The organism is Gordonia sp. 852002-10350_SCH5691597 (genome assembly GCF_001665715.1).
In the GTDB taxonomy this organism is placed as follows: domain Bacteria; phylum Actinomycetota; class Actinomycetes; order Mycobacteriales; family Mycobacteriaceae; genus Gordonia; species Gordonia sputi.
The window spans coordinates 1-17383 of sequence record NZ_LZMO01000099.1 but is presented as its reverse complement, the minus strand read 5'-3'; the positions used below and the strand labels follow the sequence as shown (position 1 = coordinate 17383).

The following is a 17383-nucleotide window of genomic DNA, read 5'->3' as shown; positions in this document are numbered from 1 at the left end:
GGATCGGTCGACTCCGCCACGCGTCCCGCGGCGATGGCGTCGGGAACCGATGCGACGATGAGTTTGATTCCGTCGGGTTCGCGTAACCGGCTCCAGACTCGCGTGCTCCTCGACGCGTTGGAGGAGGGCCGGTTCGACGCCGCGTTCGGCGGTGCCCGACGCGACGAAGACCGCGCGCGTGCCAAGGAGCGGGTGTTCAGCTTCCGCGACGAGTTCGGCCAGTGGGATCCGCGCGCTCAACGTCCCGAACCGTGGTCGCTCTACAACGGGCGAATCCGACGCGGCGAATCGGTTCGTGTGTTCCCACTGTCGAATTGGACCGAAACCGACATCTGGCGCTACATCGAACTCGAGGACCTCGACCTTCCGCCGATCTACTATGCGGCCGAGCGCGAGGTGTTCGACCGTGACGGCATATTGCTCACCGTGTCGCCCTACTCGCAGCCGGATTCCTCCGACGATGTCAGCACGGAGTGGGTGCGCTACCGCACGGTCGGTGACCTGACGATCACCGGCGCGGTGCGCTCGCGTGCGACAACGATCCCCGAGATCATCGAAGAGATCAGTGCCGCAACGGTATCCGAACGCGGTGAGACCCGCGCCGACGATCGCACGTCGTCGGCCGCCATGGAGGACCGCAAACGAGAGGGTTACTTCTGATGACCGAGACCGTGACCCGCGATCCTTCCGAGGATGCGCAGCGAAGCGAAACCCCATTGGGGACAGGCGTTCCCACGCGTCGACGGCAGATTCTGCGTCTGGCGACCGCAGGCAGCGTCGACGACGGTAAGTCGACGCTCATCGGCCGCATCCTGCACGACACCGGCTCACTGCCGACAGATCACCTCGAGGGAGTCACGTCCGACGACGGCGACGTCGATCTGGCCGCACTGTCCGACGGCCTGCGGGCCGAACGTGAGCAGGGCATCACCATCGACGTCGCCTACCGGTTCTTCTCGAGTCCCACACGTAGCTACGTGCTCGCCGATACCCCGGGGCATGAGCGCTACACCCGCAACACGTTCACCGGAGCATCGAACGCTCATGTCGCGGTATTGCTCGTCGACGCACGAAAAGGCTTGCTACGCCAAACCCGTCGGCATGCGCGTATCGCCACGTTGGTCGGTGTCCCGCACATCGTCGCCGCGGTCAACAAGATCGATCTCGTCGACTTCTCCGCCGAGCGATTCGCAGAGTTGGTCGCAGACCTCAACGAACTGGCCACGAATGTCGGTGCAGCGGAGATCACCGCGATCCCGGTCGCGGCGAAGCTCGGCGACAACGTCGTGAACAAGTCGGAGAACACGCCCTGGTACACCGGCCCGACACTGCTCGAATACCTGGAGGGTATCGAGCTGCACGCGCCCAATCCCGTTGCGCGCGAACTGCGTCTGCCCATCCAGTGGGTGTCTCGGCCGGGAGCCGACGGCAAGCGTAGTTACACCGGTCGCGTTGCCGCGGGAACCCTCGACGTCGGCGATCCTGTTCTCGTACTGCCGTCGGGATCACGCACCACCGTGACCGCGCTCGACACGCTCGATCCGGCTCGGCCGACAGCCGTTGCGCCGCTGTCTGTTTCGGTGCAGTTGGCAGACGACATCGACGTCGGCCGTGGCGACGTGATCGTCAGCGGGGCCGAGGATGCGCATCTGCCCGTGGCCGCACGCGAACTGTCGGCGACGGTCTGCTGGCTGTCGGAGACTCCGCTCCACGCGGGCGATCGTGTCGCGCTCAAGCAGGGTGCGTCGACGGTACGCGCGACGGTTCAGGCGCTCGAGCGCAAACTCGATCCGGAGACACTGCTCGAGCAGGTCGGGCCGTCGGAGTTGGCGCTCAACGACATCGGCACACTCACGCTGCGGACGTCGTCGGTTGTGGTTGCCGATCCGTATGCGAGCAACCGCGACACGGGCGCGTTCATCCTGATCGACGAGGCGTCGAACGACACGGTCGGTGCGGGAACGATCCTCGAGCCGCGCGAGGTGATTCCGGGCAAGGCGACCCGCAACGACATCAAGTGGCACCCGAGTGCGTTGAGCCGCAACGAGCGCTGGACCAAGACCGGCCAGCGCGGAGCGACGGTGTGGCTCACCGGCCTACCCGCTTCCGGTAAGTCGACGGTTGCTGTCGCGCTCGAACGCGAACTGGTGAATCGTGCCCGCGTCGCCTACCTCGTCGACGGCGACAACATCAGGCACGGGATCTCCGACGATCTCGGCTTCTCGCCCGGCGACCGCGCCGAGAACATCAGGCGCGTAGGGCATCTCGCGCGTCTGTTCGCCGACGCCGGGGTGATCGCGATCGCGTCGATGGTCTCGCCATTGCGGTCCGACCGCGAGATCGCCCGCGAACTGCACGACGCCGCCGACCTCGACTTCATCGAGGTGCACGTGTCGACGCCGGTCGGGGAGTGCGAACGCCGCGACCCCAAGGGCCTCTACGAACGCGCGCGGCGTGGCGAACTCAAGGGACTCACGGGAGTCGACGCGCCATACGAGAAGCCCGAGAACCCCGACCTGCGCTTCGACACCACCGGCGCCGACATCGCAGAACTAGCCGGCCGCGTCGTCGACGAGCTGGTCCGCCGGGGCGTCCTGGCCGAGTGATCTCGACAGGCTCGATCAGCGGGCGGTCGGGGGTGGTCCGAGGGTGCGGGGAGTAGGGGAAGGGTTTCTTCTGCGCGGGTCTGCTGGCCTGAGCAAGCGTGCAGAAACTAGGGGAAAGGCTTCTTCCGCGGGTTGTGTGTGTTTTCTCGAGAAGTGTCGCGGGGAAACCTCAGGAACTGGGGGAAGAATTTTTCCCCTACGTTCTGCGCGGGCGTGCGGGTGCCCCATGGTGCAGAAACTAGGGGAAAGGCTTCTTCCGCGGGTTGTGTGCGTTTCCTCGAGAAGTGTCGCGGGGGAACCTCAGGAACTGGCGGAAAGAGTTATTTCCCTACTTTCTGCGCGGGTGTGCGGGGCCCCATGGTGCAGAAACTAGGGGAAAGGCTTCTTCCGCGGGTTGTGTGCGTTTCCTCGAGAAGTGTCGCGGGGAAACCTCAGGAAGTAGGGGAAAGAGTTCGTTCCCCTACTTTCTGCGCGGCCGGCGCCGGTCCGCCCGGACGACGCCGCCCCGACGACGCCGCGCTAGTCCGTGTACCCGAAGAGCTTCTTGCCGTACCAGTCGCCGATCTCCGACAGCCCCGGCGGGACGGCGAACAGTGAGCTCGAGATGGGTGCGATGTACTCGTTGAGCCCGTCCTGGGCGAGGTTGTTCTGGATGCGGACGAACTGCTCGTGCGCGTTCTTCTGGTACGCGATGAAGAACAGTCCGGCGGCGAGTGTTCCTGTGCGCGTGTCGATTCCGTCGGTGTAGTTGTATCCGCGACGCAGGATCTGCGCGCCGCCGTTGTTGTCGGGGTGTGCGAGTCGCACATGCGAGAACCGGTCGACCGCGTACTTGCCGGTGTCGAGTCGTTTGTGGAAGTCGATCGTGGTGAACTCACTGCCGCCCGACAGGGGAGCGCCGACGTCCTTGGTGCGCCCGAAGATCAACTCCTGGTTGCCGATGTCGTCGGAGTCCCACGCCTCGATGTGCATGCGGATCTTGCGTGACACCAGATACGAGCCACCCTTCATCCACGGCTGATCCGTCTCGTCGCCCACCCAGACCCATTCCTTGGCGACGCTCGGGTCCTCGGCCTTGATGTTGGCGGTTCCGTCTTTGAACCCCAACAGATTTCGCGGTGTCACCTGCGACGTCGATGTGGCAGATGCGCGGCCGAAACCCTCCTGGAGCCAGCGCAGCGTGACCACGCTGCGGCCGATACGGGCGAGGTTGCGGACGGCGTGAAAAGCGACCTGGGGGTCTTCGGAGCAGGCTTGCACGCAGATGTCGCCGCCGCTGATCGACGGATCTATCGTTGTGTCGACTGCCAACTGTCCCAATGGTTTCAGCGCGGCGGGCATCTTGTCGCGCAGGCCGAATCGGTCGTCGAACAGGCTCGGGCCGAAGCCGACGGTGATCGTGAGTCTGTTCGGCCCGAGGTCGAATGCCTCTCCGGTGTCGGCGGGGGGTGAGCCGGGACGGGTCTCCACCGGTCCGACGGGCTTACCTTGCGTGAGCAGGCTCGCCGCGGCGGCCCACCGTGCGAGCATCACCTCGAGCTGCTGCGTTGTCACCGAGTCGGCGACGTCGAATGCGGCGAACACGAGCGAATTCTGTTGGGGAGTAATGATTCCGGCTTGGTGCTCGCCGTAGAATTCGACGGTCTCCGACGCGGTGTCGGTCGGTTTCGGTGCGGCGGCATAACCGATGGCGCCGCCCGCAGCGCCGCCGACGACAACCCCGGCGAGCCCGGCGGCACCAAGGAACCCCCTACGTCCCAAGCGCGGTCCACGTCCACTGCCGGACGTCTCGGCGGTCTGGTCGGATGAGGTGGCGTCATCCGGTTGCTGCGTTGTTTTGTTGTCGTCGGCGGACATCACATCAGCTCGCTGCGGCGATCTTTCCGCCGGCCTGTGCCAGCGGATCCTTGACGGCGACGATGGCGGCTGCCATCTCGCGCTTCTGCTCGGCGGTCACCTGGGTGAAGTTCTTGAAGCCGCCGGGCTCGTTGGGGTCGCGGAAGGTGTCGATCAGCGAGTCGACCTTGGCGAACGCGTCGGTGATGGTCTGCGTGAGCTGCGGATCGATCTCCTTCAGCGCGGGCTTGACCACGGCGAAGGCCTGTTCGGAGCCCTCGATGTTCGCCTGCATGTCGAGGATGTCGATGTGCGAGTACGACTCTTCCTCACCGGTGAGCTTGGTTGTCGAGACCTCGTCGAGCAGATCGCCTGCGCCGTTGACGATTTCAGCGGGAGCAAGGGTGAACTCCGGTTTGTTGACGACGCTCTGGAGCAGTTCGACGTTCTTCTGCAGTTCCGCGGCTACCGGCGCCATGTTCGCGAGGTTCTTGTCCTGGTAGATCGCCTTCTCCAGAACGTGGAAGCCCTCCCACTTATCGCCGGGGCCGACTGCATCCGGGCGGGCGTCGATCGCGAAATCGAGGCTGACAGAAGCATTGTCGGAGCAGTCCGTCGAGCCGTCGGTGCAGAATGCGCCGGCGATGGGTTCGATGCGCTCGTAGTACGGGCGAGCCTTGGGGTATGCGTCCTTGGCGGCCTCGAGGTTGTTGGCCTTGACTGCGTCGGTCAGTGTTCTGGTGTGGTCAACGAGGCTGTTGACCTGGGTGATCACATAGGCCTTGTAATCGGCGGACGCGGTCTTCAGCTTGTCTGCGACCGTTCCGGTGGCTTCCGCGGCCTTGCCGGTGACCGTGAACTGCGACTTTTCGTTGGTGGCGCCGGGGCAGTACAGCTCGTACGTGCCGCCATCGAGCTTGTGGGAGAACGACACCGACGCCATACCGGGAGCGATGTTCTCCCGCTCGGCGAGAATGCGGTTGTCCTTGATCAGCTCGACCTCGCTGACCGCTGCCGCATTCTTGTTGGTGATCTCGAAGGTGATCGGCCCCGCGTCGACCTTGTCCGGGGTGGCCGCGCAGCCCTGATCGGTGATCTCGACCTTGACGGTCTTCACATCCGACGACGAGTTCGACGAGTCGGAGCTGTCCGAACAGCCCGCGATCCCGACGACGGCGACGGCTGCCGCGCCGACGGCCACCAGTGGTCGCACCCTCATGTGGTTTTCTCCTTTGTGTGAGCGGGGCCAGTCAGGGTCCCTGTCTGCAATTCCTCGTGTTCAGGTGGCGGCGTCGGACGCTTGCGTCGTACCAGCAGCACTCCGGCCAGAATCGCGGTGACGACCGCGCCGGCCGCAAGCCACAGCGGCACGACGACGGATCGGGTGTGATGTGCCGACCGTTGGTCGATGGCGTGTTGCAGCGCACCGAGTTCGGCGGCATCAGCGGTGTGCTCGGCGTCGAAGGTTGCGACCTTCCCGAGCACCACAGCCGCGCCGGAATCAGGGGTTGCCGTCGCGGTCACGACGTACTGGACATCCGCGGCGACCGGCGAATGGAATGTCGGATCGACGCTGGTCGTCACCGTCGCGGTGACCGTGTAGATCACCGGTGCGTCGGCTCCGAACGTCTGCGTGTTCAGACCGACCGGGAGGCGTCCGTTGTTGCCCGCGGCGACCTGTGCGGGCGTGACGCGCGCGGGAGCGTCGGGAACCAGCGAGGCGATATCGAGGTTCGGCGAAGCAAGCTGTTGGTAGGTCGGATAGCTCGTCGAGCCGATCTGCGCGTCGTCGGTGGCAGTGAGCTTGGGCAGCGGCGTCGACACAGAACCGGAGGTGAGTGTGCCCGATGCCTGCGTGGCGTCGGCGGACTCGACGCGGACTGCGACGGGGTCGGGGACCCGAATGGTCTTGCCGGTCAGCACACCAGAAGTCGACGGCGTGCCGGAGGCGCTGGCGCGCATCGTGTCCGACGGCGCCGCCGGTTCGGCCGGCGCGGTGGAGAAGACGACGACGGCCGCGATCGCGAGGACGCCGGCGAGTGCGCCGCACGCCAGCCCTGCGGCGCGTCGGGGGAATGCCTTGCCCGCGGGCCAGAGCACGATCGTGCCGACGATGAGCAGATACACCGCCCAGCCGACGACCTCGATGAGCACAGGCTTCGGTTGAATCCCGAGAACGCCGGTGAGCAGCGAGGATTGGATGGAGCCGGGTTGGACCAGCCACGTCAGGTCGACGACCTGCTGCTGACCGACATTGAGCCAGCCCGCCTCGTGCGCGGTGCGGAAGGCGGTCATCACGAGTCCTGCGGCGACCAGGGCGAGCAGCAGGCCGGTGACCTTGAAGAAGCGGGCGAGGTTGATGTGTACGCCACCGCGATAGATGCCGTAGCCCAGGAGCACCGCTATGCCGATTCCGAGAATCGCGCCCACCGCCGACGGCACGGCGTTGTTGCTGGCGTTGAACGCCGCGACGAGGAACACCGACGTCTCGAGTCCCTCGCGGAGCACCGCGAGGAATGCCATCATCACGAACGCGATCGCCGAACCCTCGTTGACCGCTTCGGTGGCCGCGGTCTCCAGGTCGCCCTTGAGATCGCGTGCGTGCTGACGCATCCACACGATCATGTACGTGACCATCGCGACGGCGATGACGCCGATGACGGTTTCGAGGCCCTCTTGCTGGCGCTGCGGCAGGTCGCGCGACAGCACCTCGAGTCCGATGGCAACAGCGACGCAGATGGCGACGGCGACGCCGACCCCGACCCACATCCAGCGCAGCGCGTCGGTGCGGCCCTGGCGTCGGAGGAAGGCCGCGATGATGCCCACGATGAGCGCCGCCTCGAGCCCCTCGCGGAGGCCGATGATGAGGGTCGCGAACACGTATCTCTCCGGTTTGTCCGATTTGCTGTGTTGTGGCTGGTCAGCACAGCCTTACTTACCGTAAGCGAGCTAAGGCTACGCTGCGTGATGCGAGATCACCAAGGGACCAATGGCACGATGGTGAATCGATGACCATCGTTCGACGGGCACTCGCCTCGATATCCGCTCTCAGCTGCGTCGCAATTCTGACGTCGGCGTGCCTTGACCTGCCCTCCCTGAAGCGTCCCGACATTCCCGACGGCATACCGCCCGGCCTCGGGACGCCGGTACCTTTCGTCGACATCAACGCTCCGGGCCGTACTGCCGAGCAGCTACGCGACTGGGCCAAGCCGATCTCCGACGCCACGGGTATCCCGTTCGTCGCGCTGGAGGCCTACGGCAACGCCGCCGAAATCCAAAGGCAGCAACACCCCGAGTGTGGGATCGGATGGACAACGCTCGCAGGCATCGGTGGCGTCGAAAGCAAACACGGTCAGTACCGAGGCTCCGAGATCGCGCCGAACGGAGATGTCCGCCCGCCGATCCGGGGCGTGCCGCTCGACGGGACGCGCGGAAACATGGAGATCCCCGACACCGACGGCGGGAAACTCGACGGCGACGCCACCCACGACCGTGCGATGGGTCCGTTCCAGTTCATCCCCGAGACATGGCGACGGTACGGCGTCGACGCAAACGGTGACGGCAAGGCCGATCCGGACAACATCGACGACGCCGCGCTGTCAGCGGCCCGCTACCTGTGCGTGTCAGCGGGCGGCGACATGACCACACCGCAGGGTTGGGAGAAGGCGGTCAAGGTCTACAACAATTCGATGGCGTACGTGATCGATGTGCGCGATCACGCCAACGCGTACTCGATCAACGTCCGCTACTGAACGCCGCACCGGCCTCGACGCCCCCGCCTTGCGTGCTTGATGCGTGACTGTTGACTTCACCGACTAGGCTTTGATCCCGTACCCGTCGGCTGCGCGAGGCGCCGACATGTTCACCGATAGGGGCAACACCGTGGCAATCATCGAACAGGTTGGTGCACGCGAAATTCTGGACTCGCGAGGCAACCCGACTGTCGAGGTCGAGGTCGTCCTCGACGACGGCACGTTCACACGTGCCGCTGTGCCATCCGGCGCGTCGACGGGTGAGCACGAGGCCGTCGAACTGCGTGACGGCGGCAAGCGTTACGGCGGAAAGGGCGTCACCAAGGCCGTCGAGGGCGTGTTGAGCGAACTCGCACCCGCGGTCATCGGTATCGAGGCCGAAGAGCAGCGGCTCGTCGACCAGGCCCTCATCGACGCCGACGGCACTCCCGACAAGAGCAGGCTCGGCGCCAACGCCATTCTCGGCGTGTCGCTTGCGGTGGCCAAGGGTGCCGCAGAGTCGGCAGGGCTGCCGCTGTTCCGCTACATCGGCGGCCCCAACGCCCACATCCTCCCGGTTCCGATGATGAACATCATCAACGGCGGCGAGCACGCCGACAACGGCATCGACTTCCAGGAGTTCATGATCGCTCCGATCGGCGCGCCGACCTTCAAGGAGGCGCTGCGCTGGGGTGCTGAGGTCTACCACTCGCTCAAGTCGGTGCTGCACAAGCGCGGTCTGAACACGGCGCTCGGCGACGAGGGTGGCTTCGCCCCCGACCTCCCCGACACCGCGTCGGCCATCGCTGTCATCGGTGAAGCCGTCGAGGCTGCGGGCTACAAGTTCGGCCGCGACATCGCGATCGCTCTCGACGCCGCGGCGACCGAGTTCTACAGCGACGGCGTGTACAGCCTCGAGGGCAAGAAGCTCACGAGCGACGAGATGATCAGCTACTACGAGAAGCTCGTCGACGAGTTCCCGATCGTGTCGATCGAGGACGGCCTGTCCGAGGACGACTGGGACGGCTGGGTCAAGCTGACCGACGCGCTCGGCGACAAGGTGCAGCTCGTCGGCGACGATCTGTTCGTCACCAACCCCGAGCGTCTCGAAGAGGGCATCTCCAAGGGTGCGGCAAATGCGTTGCTGGTCAAGGTCAATCAGATCGGAACGCTCACCGAAACCCTCGACGCCGTCACGCTCGCCCACAACAACGGCTACAAGACGATGATGAGCCATCGTTCGGGCGAGACCGAGGACACCACGATCGCCGACCTCGCCGTCGCATGCGGCTGCGGTCAGATCAAGTCCGGCGCACCCGCGCGCAGCGAGCGTGTCGCCAAGTACAACCAGTTGCTCCGTATCGAGGAGGGCCTCGGCGACGCGGCACGCTACGCGGGAGACCTCGCCTTCCCCCGATATACGTACGGTTCGTGATTAGCTAGAGCCCATGGCACAGGGCTCAGGACGTCGACGCACGCGTGCGTCGACGAGCGACCCCCGCTCCCGGGAGCGTGCCCGCAAGTCGCCCCGGCGTGAGCGATCGACGTCTCGCCGTTCGCCGGTCTCGGTCATCGAGACCGGCGAACAGGAGATCTACGACGACGCGGTCATCGATTTCGAGGCCGAGGTCGCCGACGAACACTCTGACGATCTCCCCGACATCGAGAGCGACGCGGGCGACGGATTCTCCGACGTTCGGCGTGAACGCGAGCAGCTGCGGGCACAGCGTCGACGACGGGCGGGTTTCACCGAACGGATTGCGCAGCGACTCCACCACATCGACGCGAAGCGTGCCGTGGTGTTGTCGTTGGTGGTCGGGATCGTCGCGCTCACGTTGGCGATGCCGCTGCGCACCTACTTTTCGCAGCACTCCGAGTTCTCCCAACTCGAGGAGTCCAACGCGCAGTTGCGCGACCAGGTCGCCGACTACCAGCAAAAGGTCAACGAGCAGAACGACCCCGCCTACATCGAGGCCAAGGCACGAGAACGACTCAAGCTGGTCAAGCCGGGCGAGACGCCGTTCGTCATGCTCTATCCCGACGAGGCTGCCCGAAGCGCTGAGCGTCAGCGCGAAGCGGCACACGAAGCCAACCCCTGGTACGGCAATTTGTGGCAGTCCGTATCGACCCCGCCCGGAGCCGACGCCCCGGGGTCGCACTGAGTTCGCCACACCGAACTGGTAGCAAAGAAGCGTGAGTACATCCGACGGCAACCACTCTGCCGGCCAGCAGGTGAGCGACGACGACCTCGCCACCATCGCCACACAACTCGGGCGTGAGCCCCGCGGCGTGATCGAGGTCAGTTATCGCACTCCAGACGGTGTGCCCGCCGTCGTCAAGACCGCCCCGCGGCTGCCCGACGGCACGCCATTTCCGACGCTCTACTACCTCACCGATCCCCGCTTGACCGCGGAGGCGAGTCGACTCGAGTCGGCAGGTGTGATGAAGGAGATGACCGCACGCCTGGCCGTCGACGACGATCTCGCCGCCGCCTACCGTCGCGCACACGAGTCGTTCCTCGCCGAACGCGACGCCATCGAATCGCTCGGCACCGACTTCTCCGGCGGTGGCATGCCGGATCGGGTCAAGTGCCTGCATGTCCTGATCGCCCACTCGCTCGCCAAGGGGCCGGGTGTCAATCCCCTCGGCGACGAGGCCGTGGCGCTCGCCGCCGCAAATGGCATGCGCGGCACGGCGATTCCGGCCGACTGGCCCGAAATCCCCGCTACCACAGACGATGCGGAGTCCGACCAGTGACCGTGGTCGCCGCCGTCGACTGCGGCACCAACTCCATCCGACTGCTGGTCGCAGAGGAGGCCAACCCTCCCGCCGGCGCCGCCCCTGCTGGTCGAGATGCCCAGCCCGCTGGCGATGCCCAACCCGCTGGTCGAGCTGAAGGTTCCGCTGGTCGAGCTGAAGGTTCCGCTGGTCGAGCTGAAGGTTCCGCTGGTCGAGCTTGTCGAGACCACCTCCGCCTGCGCGATCTGCACCGCGAGATGCGGGTTGTGCGCCTCGGGCAGGGGGTCGACGCCACGAAACAGTTCGCCGACGAGGCGATCGAGAGAACTCGCGTAGCGCTCTCCGACTACGTCGACGTGATGCGCTCGCTCGGCGTCGAACGCGTTCGTATGGTCGCCACTTCGGCAACCCGCGACGCGCGCAACCGCGACGTCTTCTTCGCGATGACCGCGGAGCTGCTCGGTTGCGTCGTCGAGGGTGCGCAGGCGGAGGTGATCACCGGTGACGAGGAGGCGCGGCTGTCGTTCCGCGGTGCCGTCGGCGAACTCGATCCTGCCGAAGGGCCGTTCGTGGTGACCGATCTCGGCGGCGGCTCGACCGAAGTCGTGCTCGGCGGTGCGGAGGGGGTGTCGGCTGCGTACTCTGCCGATGTCGGATGCGTGCGCACCACCGAGCGCGCTCTGCACTCCGACCCGCCCACCGCAGACGAGGTTCGCGACGCCACGCAGTTCATTCACGACAGACTCGCCGTCGCATTCGACGCCGTGCCGGTCGAGGGTGCACACACCTGGGTCGGGGTGGCGGGAACACTCACCACCATCGCGGCCGTGAATGCGGGGATGGACGTCTACGACTCCGACGCAATCCACTTGTCGCGCATCGGAATCAACGACCTCGACCGCGTCTGTCACGACCTCGTCGCGATGACACGCGACGCCCGCGCAGCGCTCGGACCGATGCATCCCGGTCGCGTCGATGTGATCGGCGGTGGGGCGCTGGTGACGCTCGAGCTCGCTCGGGTCCTGTCCGAACGCGCAGGCATCTCCGAACTCGTCGTCAGCGAGCACGACATCCTCGATGGCATTGCCCTGGGCTTGCTGGACTAGGCCCTCACTGGTTGGGCCGCGAAAAGTCCTGTCACAACACGACCTTCATCGACGCCGCGCCATCAGGTGAAACTCGGCGAATCGATGGGTGTCGTCGGCCTGCGCGATCATCCGCCACGCTTCGTCGAAGCCTGCGTCGAACAGCACGCGCGCGAGCGCATCCGGATGCCAGCGCCAGGCAGGCGCGACGCGGTGATCGAACGCGATGGTGTCTGGCGCTCAGCGATGCCACGTTCGACGGCACATTGGTACGGAGTCGGGAAGGAGTCGGCGTAGAGCTGCGCCAGGGCGTCGTATCCGGGCTTTTCCACCGTGCCAGTGTTACATCGGCGCCGGGGTAACTCAGTGAGTGTCGGCGGGTGCCTGCTCAGGATTGCGCAGCCAGATGTTGTTGCAGGCCTCGCACACGTCCTCGGGGATCACGCCGCGCTGCTGCAGGAACCCGAAGATCACGCAGCCGAGGCAGAATCCGAATACCGATTCCAGCACCGCCGCGACAATCAGCAGGCCGACGACGATCTGTGCTGCCAGCCCGTAGCCGAGCAGGCTCAGAACCAGCGCGGTGGTGGAGAAGGCGAGTCCGATCGCTTGCGCGAAGCGCTTGGGCGGTCCGGGGACGAGCTTGCTCTTGCGCCAGATCTTGGGCGCGATGACCCGGACGGAGAGCTGGCCGAATGGCGACAGCTTGGGGCCTGCCATCACGCGCAGCAGGAATCCGAGAGCCAGCAACGCGTAGACGATGGGGTGATTCACCACGTTGGCAACGATTGCCAGGATGACGACCAGACCCGCCGTCGACCGGGCGGCATACTCGTTGACCGGGTTGGGGAAGGTGAGGATGGCTGGTGCGGACACGGGACTCCAAGGCAGACGAGGCTAGCGAAACACCACAACATTACGGCGCGGCCGATTGCTGCCGCCAACCTTGGCGTCACGATGATCGGAACCCCGCCGACCAGCGGAGATGGCTCCGAATGCACAACAGCGGGGCCTGATCGGATCAGGCCCCGCCGTGAATGTGCGACGAACTATGCGCGGTCGTGCTCCTCGGGCGCATCCCTGCGGTCGGTCTCGATGGCACGGATCGCCGTCTCGGTGGCGTCGGCATCGTCGATCGCGTCGACCAACTCTGCGTCGACGACCTCACGATGGTCGTCGGCCTTGGCCTTTCGAGCCGCATCACGCATCTCGAAGCCGTCGGTGACGATGTCGCCGACCTCGCGCGCAACGTCGGCGACCGCAGTCGTGATGATCGTCGCGATCCGTCCGACGTGCGTTGCGGTGGATTCGACGATCTCCTGGACGATGTCCTTGTTGCGTTCGTAGCGATCGATCATGTGCGTCAGGCTACCCCGGCCGACTTCTCTCGCTCGACGATGACGGTGAGGTCGTTGTCGTCGGAGGTCATGAAGAAGTTGGGCAGGGAGAGCTTCGCGATCTTCGACCATGTCGACGCCAACTGCTGGTGCAGAGGGCCGGTGTTGTACGGCAGGCCGTACTTCTCGCAGATCTCCTGGACGTCCTCGGAGATCGTGGGGTAGCGGCTTGCGGGGATGTCGGGGAAGAGGTGGTGCTCGATCTGGTGCGAGAGGTTGCCGCTCATGATGTGGAACAGGCTGCTCCCGGTGATGTTGGCTGAGCCGAGCATCTGTCGCAGATACCACTGCCCGCGCGTCTCGTCCTTGCATTCGTCGGCGCTGAACGTCTGTGCCCCGGTGGGGAAGTGGCCGCAGAAGATGATCGAGTACGTCCAGATGTTGCGCACCAGGTTCGCGCTGGCATTGCCGAGCAGCGTCGGGAGGAAGAACGGACCCGACAGCGCGGGGAAGACGATGTAGTCCTTGAGGACCTGCTTGCTCGCCTTACGCCACATGCCCTTGACCAGGCCCTTGATGTCGGTCCACTTGCGCTTGCCCGCCACGATGTTCTCGGCCTCGAGGTCGTGGAGCATCACACCCCACTCGAACAGCAGCATCAGCGCTGTCGCGTATCCGAGATTGCCGAGATAGTAGGGGTTCCACTTCTGGTCGCGGGCCATCCGGAGGATGCCGTAGCCGATGTCACGGTCCTCACCGATGATGTTGGTGAAGGTATGGTGCATGTAGTTGTGGCTGTGCTTCCACTGGTCGGCGGGACACACTGTGTCCCACTCGAATTCGCGCGAGTTGTAGGTGTCCTCGCGCATCCAGTCGTACTGGCCGTGCATGACGTTGTGCCCGATCTCCATGTTGTCGAGGATCTTGGACACACTCAGTGCGCCGACACCGGCGACCCAGGCAGGGGGGAACCAACCGAAGAACAGCAGCCCGCGGCCAGCGATCTCGAAACCACGCTGCGCGCGGATGATCGAGTACAGGTATTCGCGGTCCTTCGTGCCGAGGTCGGCGACGACGCGCGCGCGCACCTCGTCGAGGTCGCGACCGAGCGCTTCGACCTGCTCGTAGCTCAGATGAAGGGTGTTGGGGTCCGACGATCCGCGCAGCGCAGGCGGAACGTTGGTGTGTTCGGACGGGGTGATGGTGGTGACAGTCATTGTTAAACCTCGATTTCCACGTCGCCGACAGGTGCGTTGATACAGAGCTGAATCTGCTTGTCGGCTTCGCTGTCGATGTCGCCGGTCAGCACGTTGCGGGTGCAGCCGGATTTCTTTACTGCGGTGCAGGAGAAGCAGATTCCCATTCGGCAGCCCGACTTGGGAGATAGTCCTGCGGATTCCGCCTGATCGAGAATGGTGCGGCCGTCGTTGGCTGCGACCTTGCCGGACGTCGTGAATGCGACGTCGCCGGAGATCGGTTCGTCGGGATCGATGATCGCCGCCGGAGTCGGGCGGAAGGATTCACTGTGTACTCGCGCCGTGGGGTGGGCGTCGGTGAGGTGGTCGATGACAGCATCCATCAGCGCGGACGGCCCGCAGACGAAGACGTCCGCGTCGTCGAGAGCGATGCCATCGAGATGTGCAGGTGCGAAGTGTCCTGCATTGGAATCTCCGTGGGACCCGCGGGTGTACCGCAGGCGCACATCGACGTTCGAGTGCGCGGCTGCGAGCGCATTGAGTTCTGTGGCGTACGCGACGCCGTCGGACGTCCGTGCGTAATGGACGAACGTGACGGGACCACCGTGCGCTGAGGCTACAAGTGTTCTCAGCATCGACAGCGTCGGCGTTACGCCGCTGCCTCCGCTGACGAACACCACGGGACCCGTCGGACTCTGCGGTAGGACGAAATCGCCGTCGGCTTGTTCGAGGCCGTAGACGTCGCCGACTTTCGCATTGTCGCGGAGGTACGTCGAGACGAACCCGTCGTCGTGAGCGGTGATGGTCAACTCGATGACGTCGGAGTGCCCCTGCGCGTTGGCAGGCGAGAAGCAACGGACGTGTCTGACGCCGTCGATAACCACCTTGAGCTGGATGAACTGTCCTGCGCGGTGGCCGCGCCACTGCCTGGTGGGGGCCAAGGTGATGCGGACGGTTCGTGAGGTCGGACGTGTGACGTCGACAACCTTTGCGCGCAGATCGCGCCAGGTGATCATGGGGTCGAGCAGTTCGAGGTACCGGTCGACCGGATGCGGCGAGAGGCCTGCTTCGACGACCGATCCGATCACCTCGGGAAGACGGATACTCATGCAGTGCTCCGTTCGGAAGCGATGATTCGTGAGGCTGTCACAACCGTTCAGTGAACGACTGTGCTCTGAATAGTGTTGCACGTCTTCTCTCAGTTGTGCACCCCTCTATGGATCTGAAGGCCAGCTCTCTTTCGGGCTGGGTGATGATTCACATCACTTCAATTTGTCTCAAGTGATTGACATCACTGACTTCGTCTCTGAATATGAACTCAGATTCAGTTCAATCTGCTGAAGCCGAATGAGGAGTGATCGATGACATCAGAAGTAGTTGCCCAGGGCGACGAGGTCGCGCAGGGAAGAAGGCGAGCGCATCGGAAGTTGCTCGCCGCGGGGCTCGTCGGTAGCTCGATCGAGTGGTACGACTTCTTCCTCTACGGAACTGCTGCGGCACTGGTGTTCCCGCACATCTTCTTTCCCGACTCATCGCCGTTGATGGGGACGTTGCTGTCGTTCAGCACCTTCTGGGCCGGCTTCGTCGCGCGACCGATCGGCGGGATCATTGCGGGCCACTACGGTGACAAGTTCGGCCGAAAGCCAGTCGTGGTGGTCTGCCTGTTCGTGATGGGGTTGGCGACGTTCCTGATCGGGTGTCTGCCGACCGCCGGAACGATCGGAGTCGCGGCACCGATCCTGTTGGTCGCATTGCGATTCCTACAGGGCTTGGCTTGTGGCGGCCAATGGGGCGGAATCGTGCTGTTGCTGACGGAGTCGGCAAGTCCCAAGCGGCGTGGCTTCGCGGGCACCTTCGGTCAGATGGGTGTGGCGTGCGGTGTTCTGCTGGGCAACATGATCTTTTTGGGATCGAGTTCCGCGGTGTCGAATTCGGCGTTCCTGGAATGGGGTTGGCGTATTCCGTTCCTGCTCAGCGTCGTGCTGTTCCCGGTGGTCTACTTCATCCAGACGCGCGTCGAGGACAGTGACGAGTTCAAGGAGCTGGAACAGGAAGTCTCTGCAGGTAGGCAGGAGGTCACACAGGCGCCGCTGGTGGAGGCCGTCAAGAAGCACTGGCGGACGATCCTGCTGGGCTGTGGTCTGCTCGCTGCGACCAACTCCATCTTCTATATCTCGATTGCGGGCGTATTGAGTTATGCGACAGCCGAACTCGGCATGGATCGAGACGAATTGCTGATCGGGTCCATGCTCAGTTGCCTTGTCTCGCTTCCGGTCACGATCTGGGCGGGCTCGTTGTCGGACAGAGTCGGACGCCGACCGCTCATCATGATCGGCGGCGTGGGGATTCTGCTGTGGGCGTTCCCGTACTTCATGCTCGTCAATACGGCGTCGTTGCCGATGTTCATGATCGCGGTCACGGTGGCTGCCGTGTTCCAGTCGATGACCTACGGGCCGATCGCCGCGTACATGGGTGAACTGTTCGAGCCGCACGTCCGCTACTCGGGCGCCTCGCTGGCCTACCAGCTCGCTGCCATCCTGATCAGCGGATCGACGCCGTTCATCATGACCTGGCTGATCTCCGCTACCGGAACCACGACGCTGGTCGCAGCCTTCGTCGCGGTGATGGGATTGATCACTTTTGCGTCGGCATGGCGTTTGCGGGAGACGAATCCCGCATCGGTTCGGGAGGACCCGAACGCAGTTCCTGGTGTCGCGGTCACGAAGTGACCAACGCCGGCTGACCAATGGGAGAGCTGCCCACCTCGGTGGGGGGGGGGGCGGAGCCCAATTGGGAGGGGTTGGTGGTGATAAATTGATATTATGTGGAATAGAAAAATTTGAAGCAGAATAG

The 17383-nt window shown here is 64.6% G+C and carries 15 protein-coding genes; 8 read left to right on the top strand and 7 right to left on the bottom strand.

Going from position 1 to position 17383, the window contains the following annotated elements:
- Together cysD and cysC are read left to right on the top strand one after the other, a co-directional pair.
- On the top strand, window positions 1-660 hold a 660-nt coding region (gene cysD, locus A5777_RS07280), incomplete at its 5' end, for a sulfate adenylyltransferase subunit CysD (protein ID WP_231894569.1).
- A complete protein-coding gene (cysC, locus tag A5777_RS07275) occupies window positions 660-2606 on the top strand; it encodes an adenylyl-sulfate kinase (RefSeq protein WP_005204008.1) in 1947 nt (648 codons plus the stop codon). The genes cysD and cysC, both read left to right, overlap by 1 nt.
- 519 nt (window positions 2607-3125) lie before the next feature.
- Here the strand turns inward: cysC and efeB are convergent.
- Genes efeB through efeU form a run of 3 tightly spaced genes read right to left on the bottom strand, consistent with a single transcriptional unit; the run spans window position 3126 to window position 7322 of the window.
- Window positions 3126-4463 (bottom strand): iron uptake transporter deferrochelatase/peroxidase subunit, encoded by a 1338-nt coding sequence (efeB, locus tag A5777_RS07270; protein WP_064862151.1) that lies wholly within the window; start codon window positions 4461-4463, stop codon window positions 3126-3128.
- 4 nt (window positions 4464-4467) lie between these two features.
- A complete protein-coding gene (efeO, locus tag A5777_RS07265; RefSeq protein WP_064862149.1) occupies window positions 4468-5661 on the bottom strand; it encodes an iron uptake system protein EfeO in 1194 nt (397 codons plus the stop codon).
- Window positions 5658-7322 (bottom strand): iron uptake transporter permease EfeU, encoded by a 1665-nt coding sequence (gene efeU / locus A5777_RS07260; RefSeq protein ID WP_064862148.1) that lies wholly within the window; start codon window positions 7320-7322, stop codon window positions 5658-5660. The genes efeO and efeU overlap by 4 nt, the downstream gene beginning before the upstream one ends.
- A 128-nt stretch (window positions 7323-7450) precedes the next feature.
- Here efeU and A5777_RS07255 point away from each other — a divergent pair, with 128 nt between their 5' ends.
- The 5 genes from A5777_RS07255 to A5777_RS07235 all read left to right on the top strand — a co-directional run bounded on the left by A5777_RS07255 (window position 7451) and on the right by A5777_RS07235 (window position 12018).
- Window positions 7451-8194 (top strand): lytic transglycosylase domain-containing protein, encoded by a 744-nt coding sequence (locus A5777_RS07255; RefSeq protein WP_064862147.1) that lies wholly within the window; start codon window positions 7451-7453, stop codon window positions 8192-8194.
- Between the two features lie 130 nt (window positions 8195-8324).
- Window positions 8325-9608: a phosphopyruvate hydratase gene (eno, locus tag A5777_RS07250; protein WP_064862150.1), complete on the top strand. Its 1284-nt coding sequence runs from the start codon at window positions 8325-8327 to the stop codon at window positions 9606-9608.
- 13 nt (window positions 9609-9621) lie between these two features.
- Window positions 9622-10335: an FtsB family cell division protein gene (locus tag A5777_RS07245; RefSeq protein ID WP_064862146.1), complete on the top strand. Its 714-nt coding sequence runs from the start codon at window positions 9622-9624 to the stop codon at window positions 10333-10335.
- Between the two features lie 31 nt (window positions 10336-10366).
- Window positions 10367-10930: a DUF501 domain-containing protein gene (locus A5777_RS07240; RefSeq protein ID WP_005208370.1), complete on the top strand. Its 564-nt coding sequence runs from the start codon at window positions 10367-10369 to the stop codon at window positions 10928-10930.
- Window positions 10927-12018, top strand: coding sequence for a Ppx/GppA phosphatase family protein (locus A5777_RS07235; protein WP_269446991.1), 1092 nt, complete (start codon window positions 10927-10929; stop codon window positions 12016-12018). Before A5777_RS07240 ends, A5777_RS07235 begins: the two co-directional genes overlap by 4 nt.
- Window positions 12019-12360: 342 nt before the next feature.
- Here A5777_RS07235 and A5777_RS07225 read toward each other — a convergent pair whose 3' ends face one another.
- The 4 genes from A5777_RS07225 to A5777_RS07210 form a co-directional block, all read right to left on the bottom strand.
- The gene (locus tag A5777_RS07225) at window positions 12361-12873 is read right to left on the bottom strand and encodes a DUF4395 domain-containing protein (protein ID WP_005208367.1); all 513 of its coding nucleotides are present in this window, start codon (window positions 12871-12873) and stop codon (window positions 12361-12363) included.
- Between the two features lie 173 nt (window positions 12874-13046).
- Window positions 13047-13355, bottom strand: a complete 309-nt coding sequence (locus A5777_RS07220; protein WP_005208366.1) for a hypothetical protein — start codon at window positions 13353-13355, stop codon at window positions 13047-13049.
- A 5-nt stretch (window positions 13356-13360) separates the two neighbouring features.
- Window positions 13361-14551, bottom strand: coding sequence for a fatty acid desaturase family protein (locus tag A5777_RS07215; protein ID WP_064862143.1), 1191 nt, complete (start codon window positions 14549-14551; stop codon window positions 13361-13363).
- A 2-nt stretch (window positions 14552-14553) separates the two neighbouring features.
- Window positions 14554-15639, bottom strand: coding sequence for a ferredoxin reductase (locus A5777_RS07210; protein WP_005208364.1), 1086 nt, complete (start codon window positions 15637-15639; stop codon window positions 14554-14556).
- A 252-nt stretch (window positions 15640-15891) separates the two neighbouring features.
- On the opposite strand from A5777_RS07210, the gene A5777_RS07205 reads away from it, so the two are divergent.
- Window positions 15892-17259: an MFS transporter gene (locus A5777_RS07205; RefSeq protein ID WP_005208363.1), complete on the top strand. Its 1368-nt coding sequence runs from the start codon at window positions 15892-15894 to the stop codon at window positions 17257-17259.
- Window positions 17260-17383: the final 124 nt, after the last annotated feature.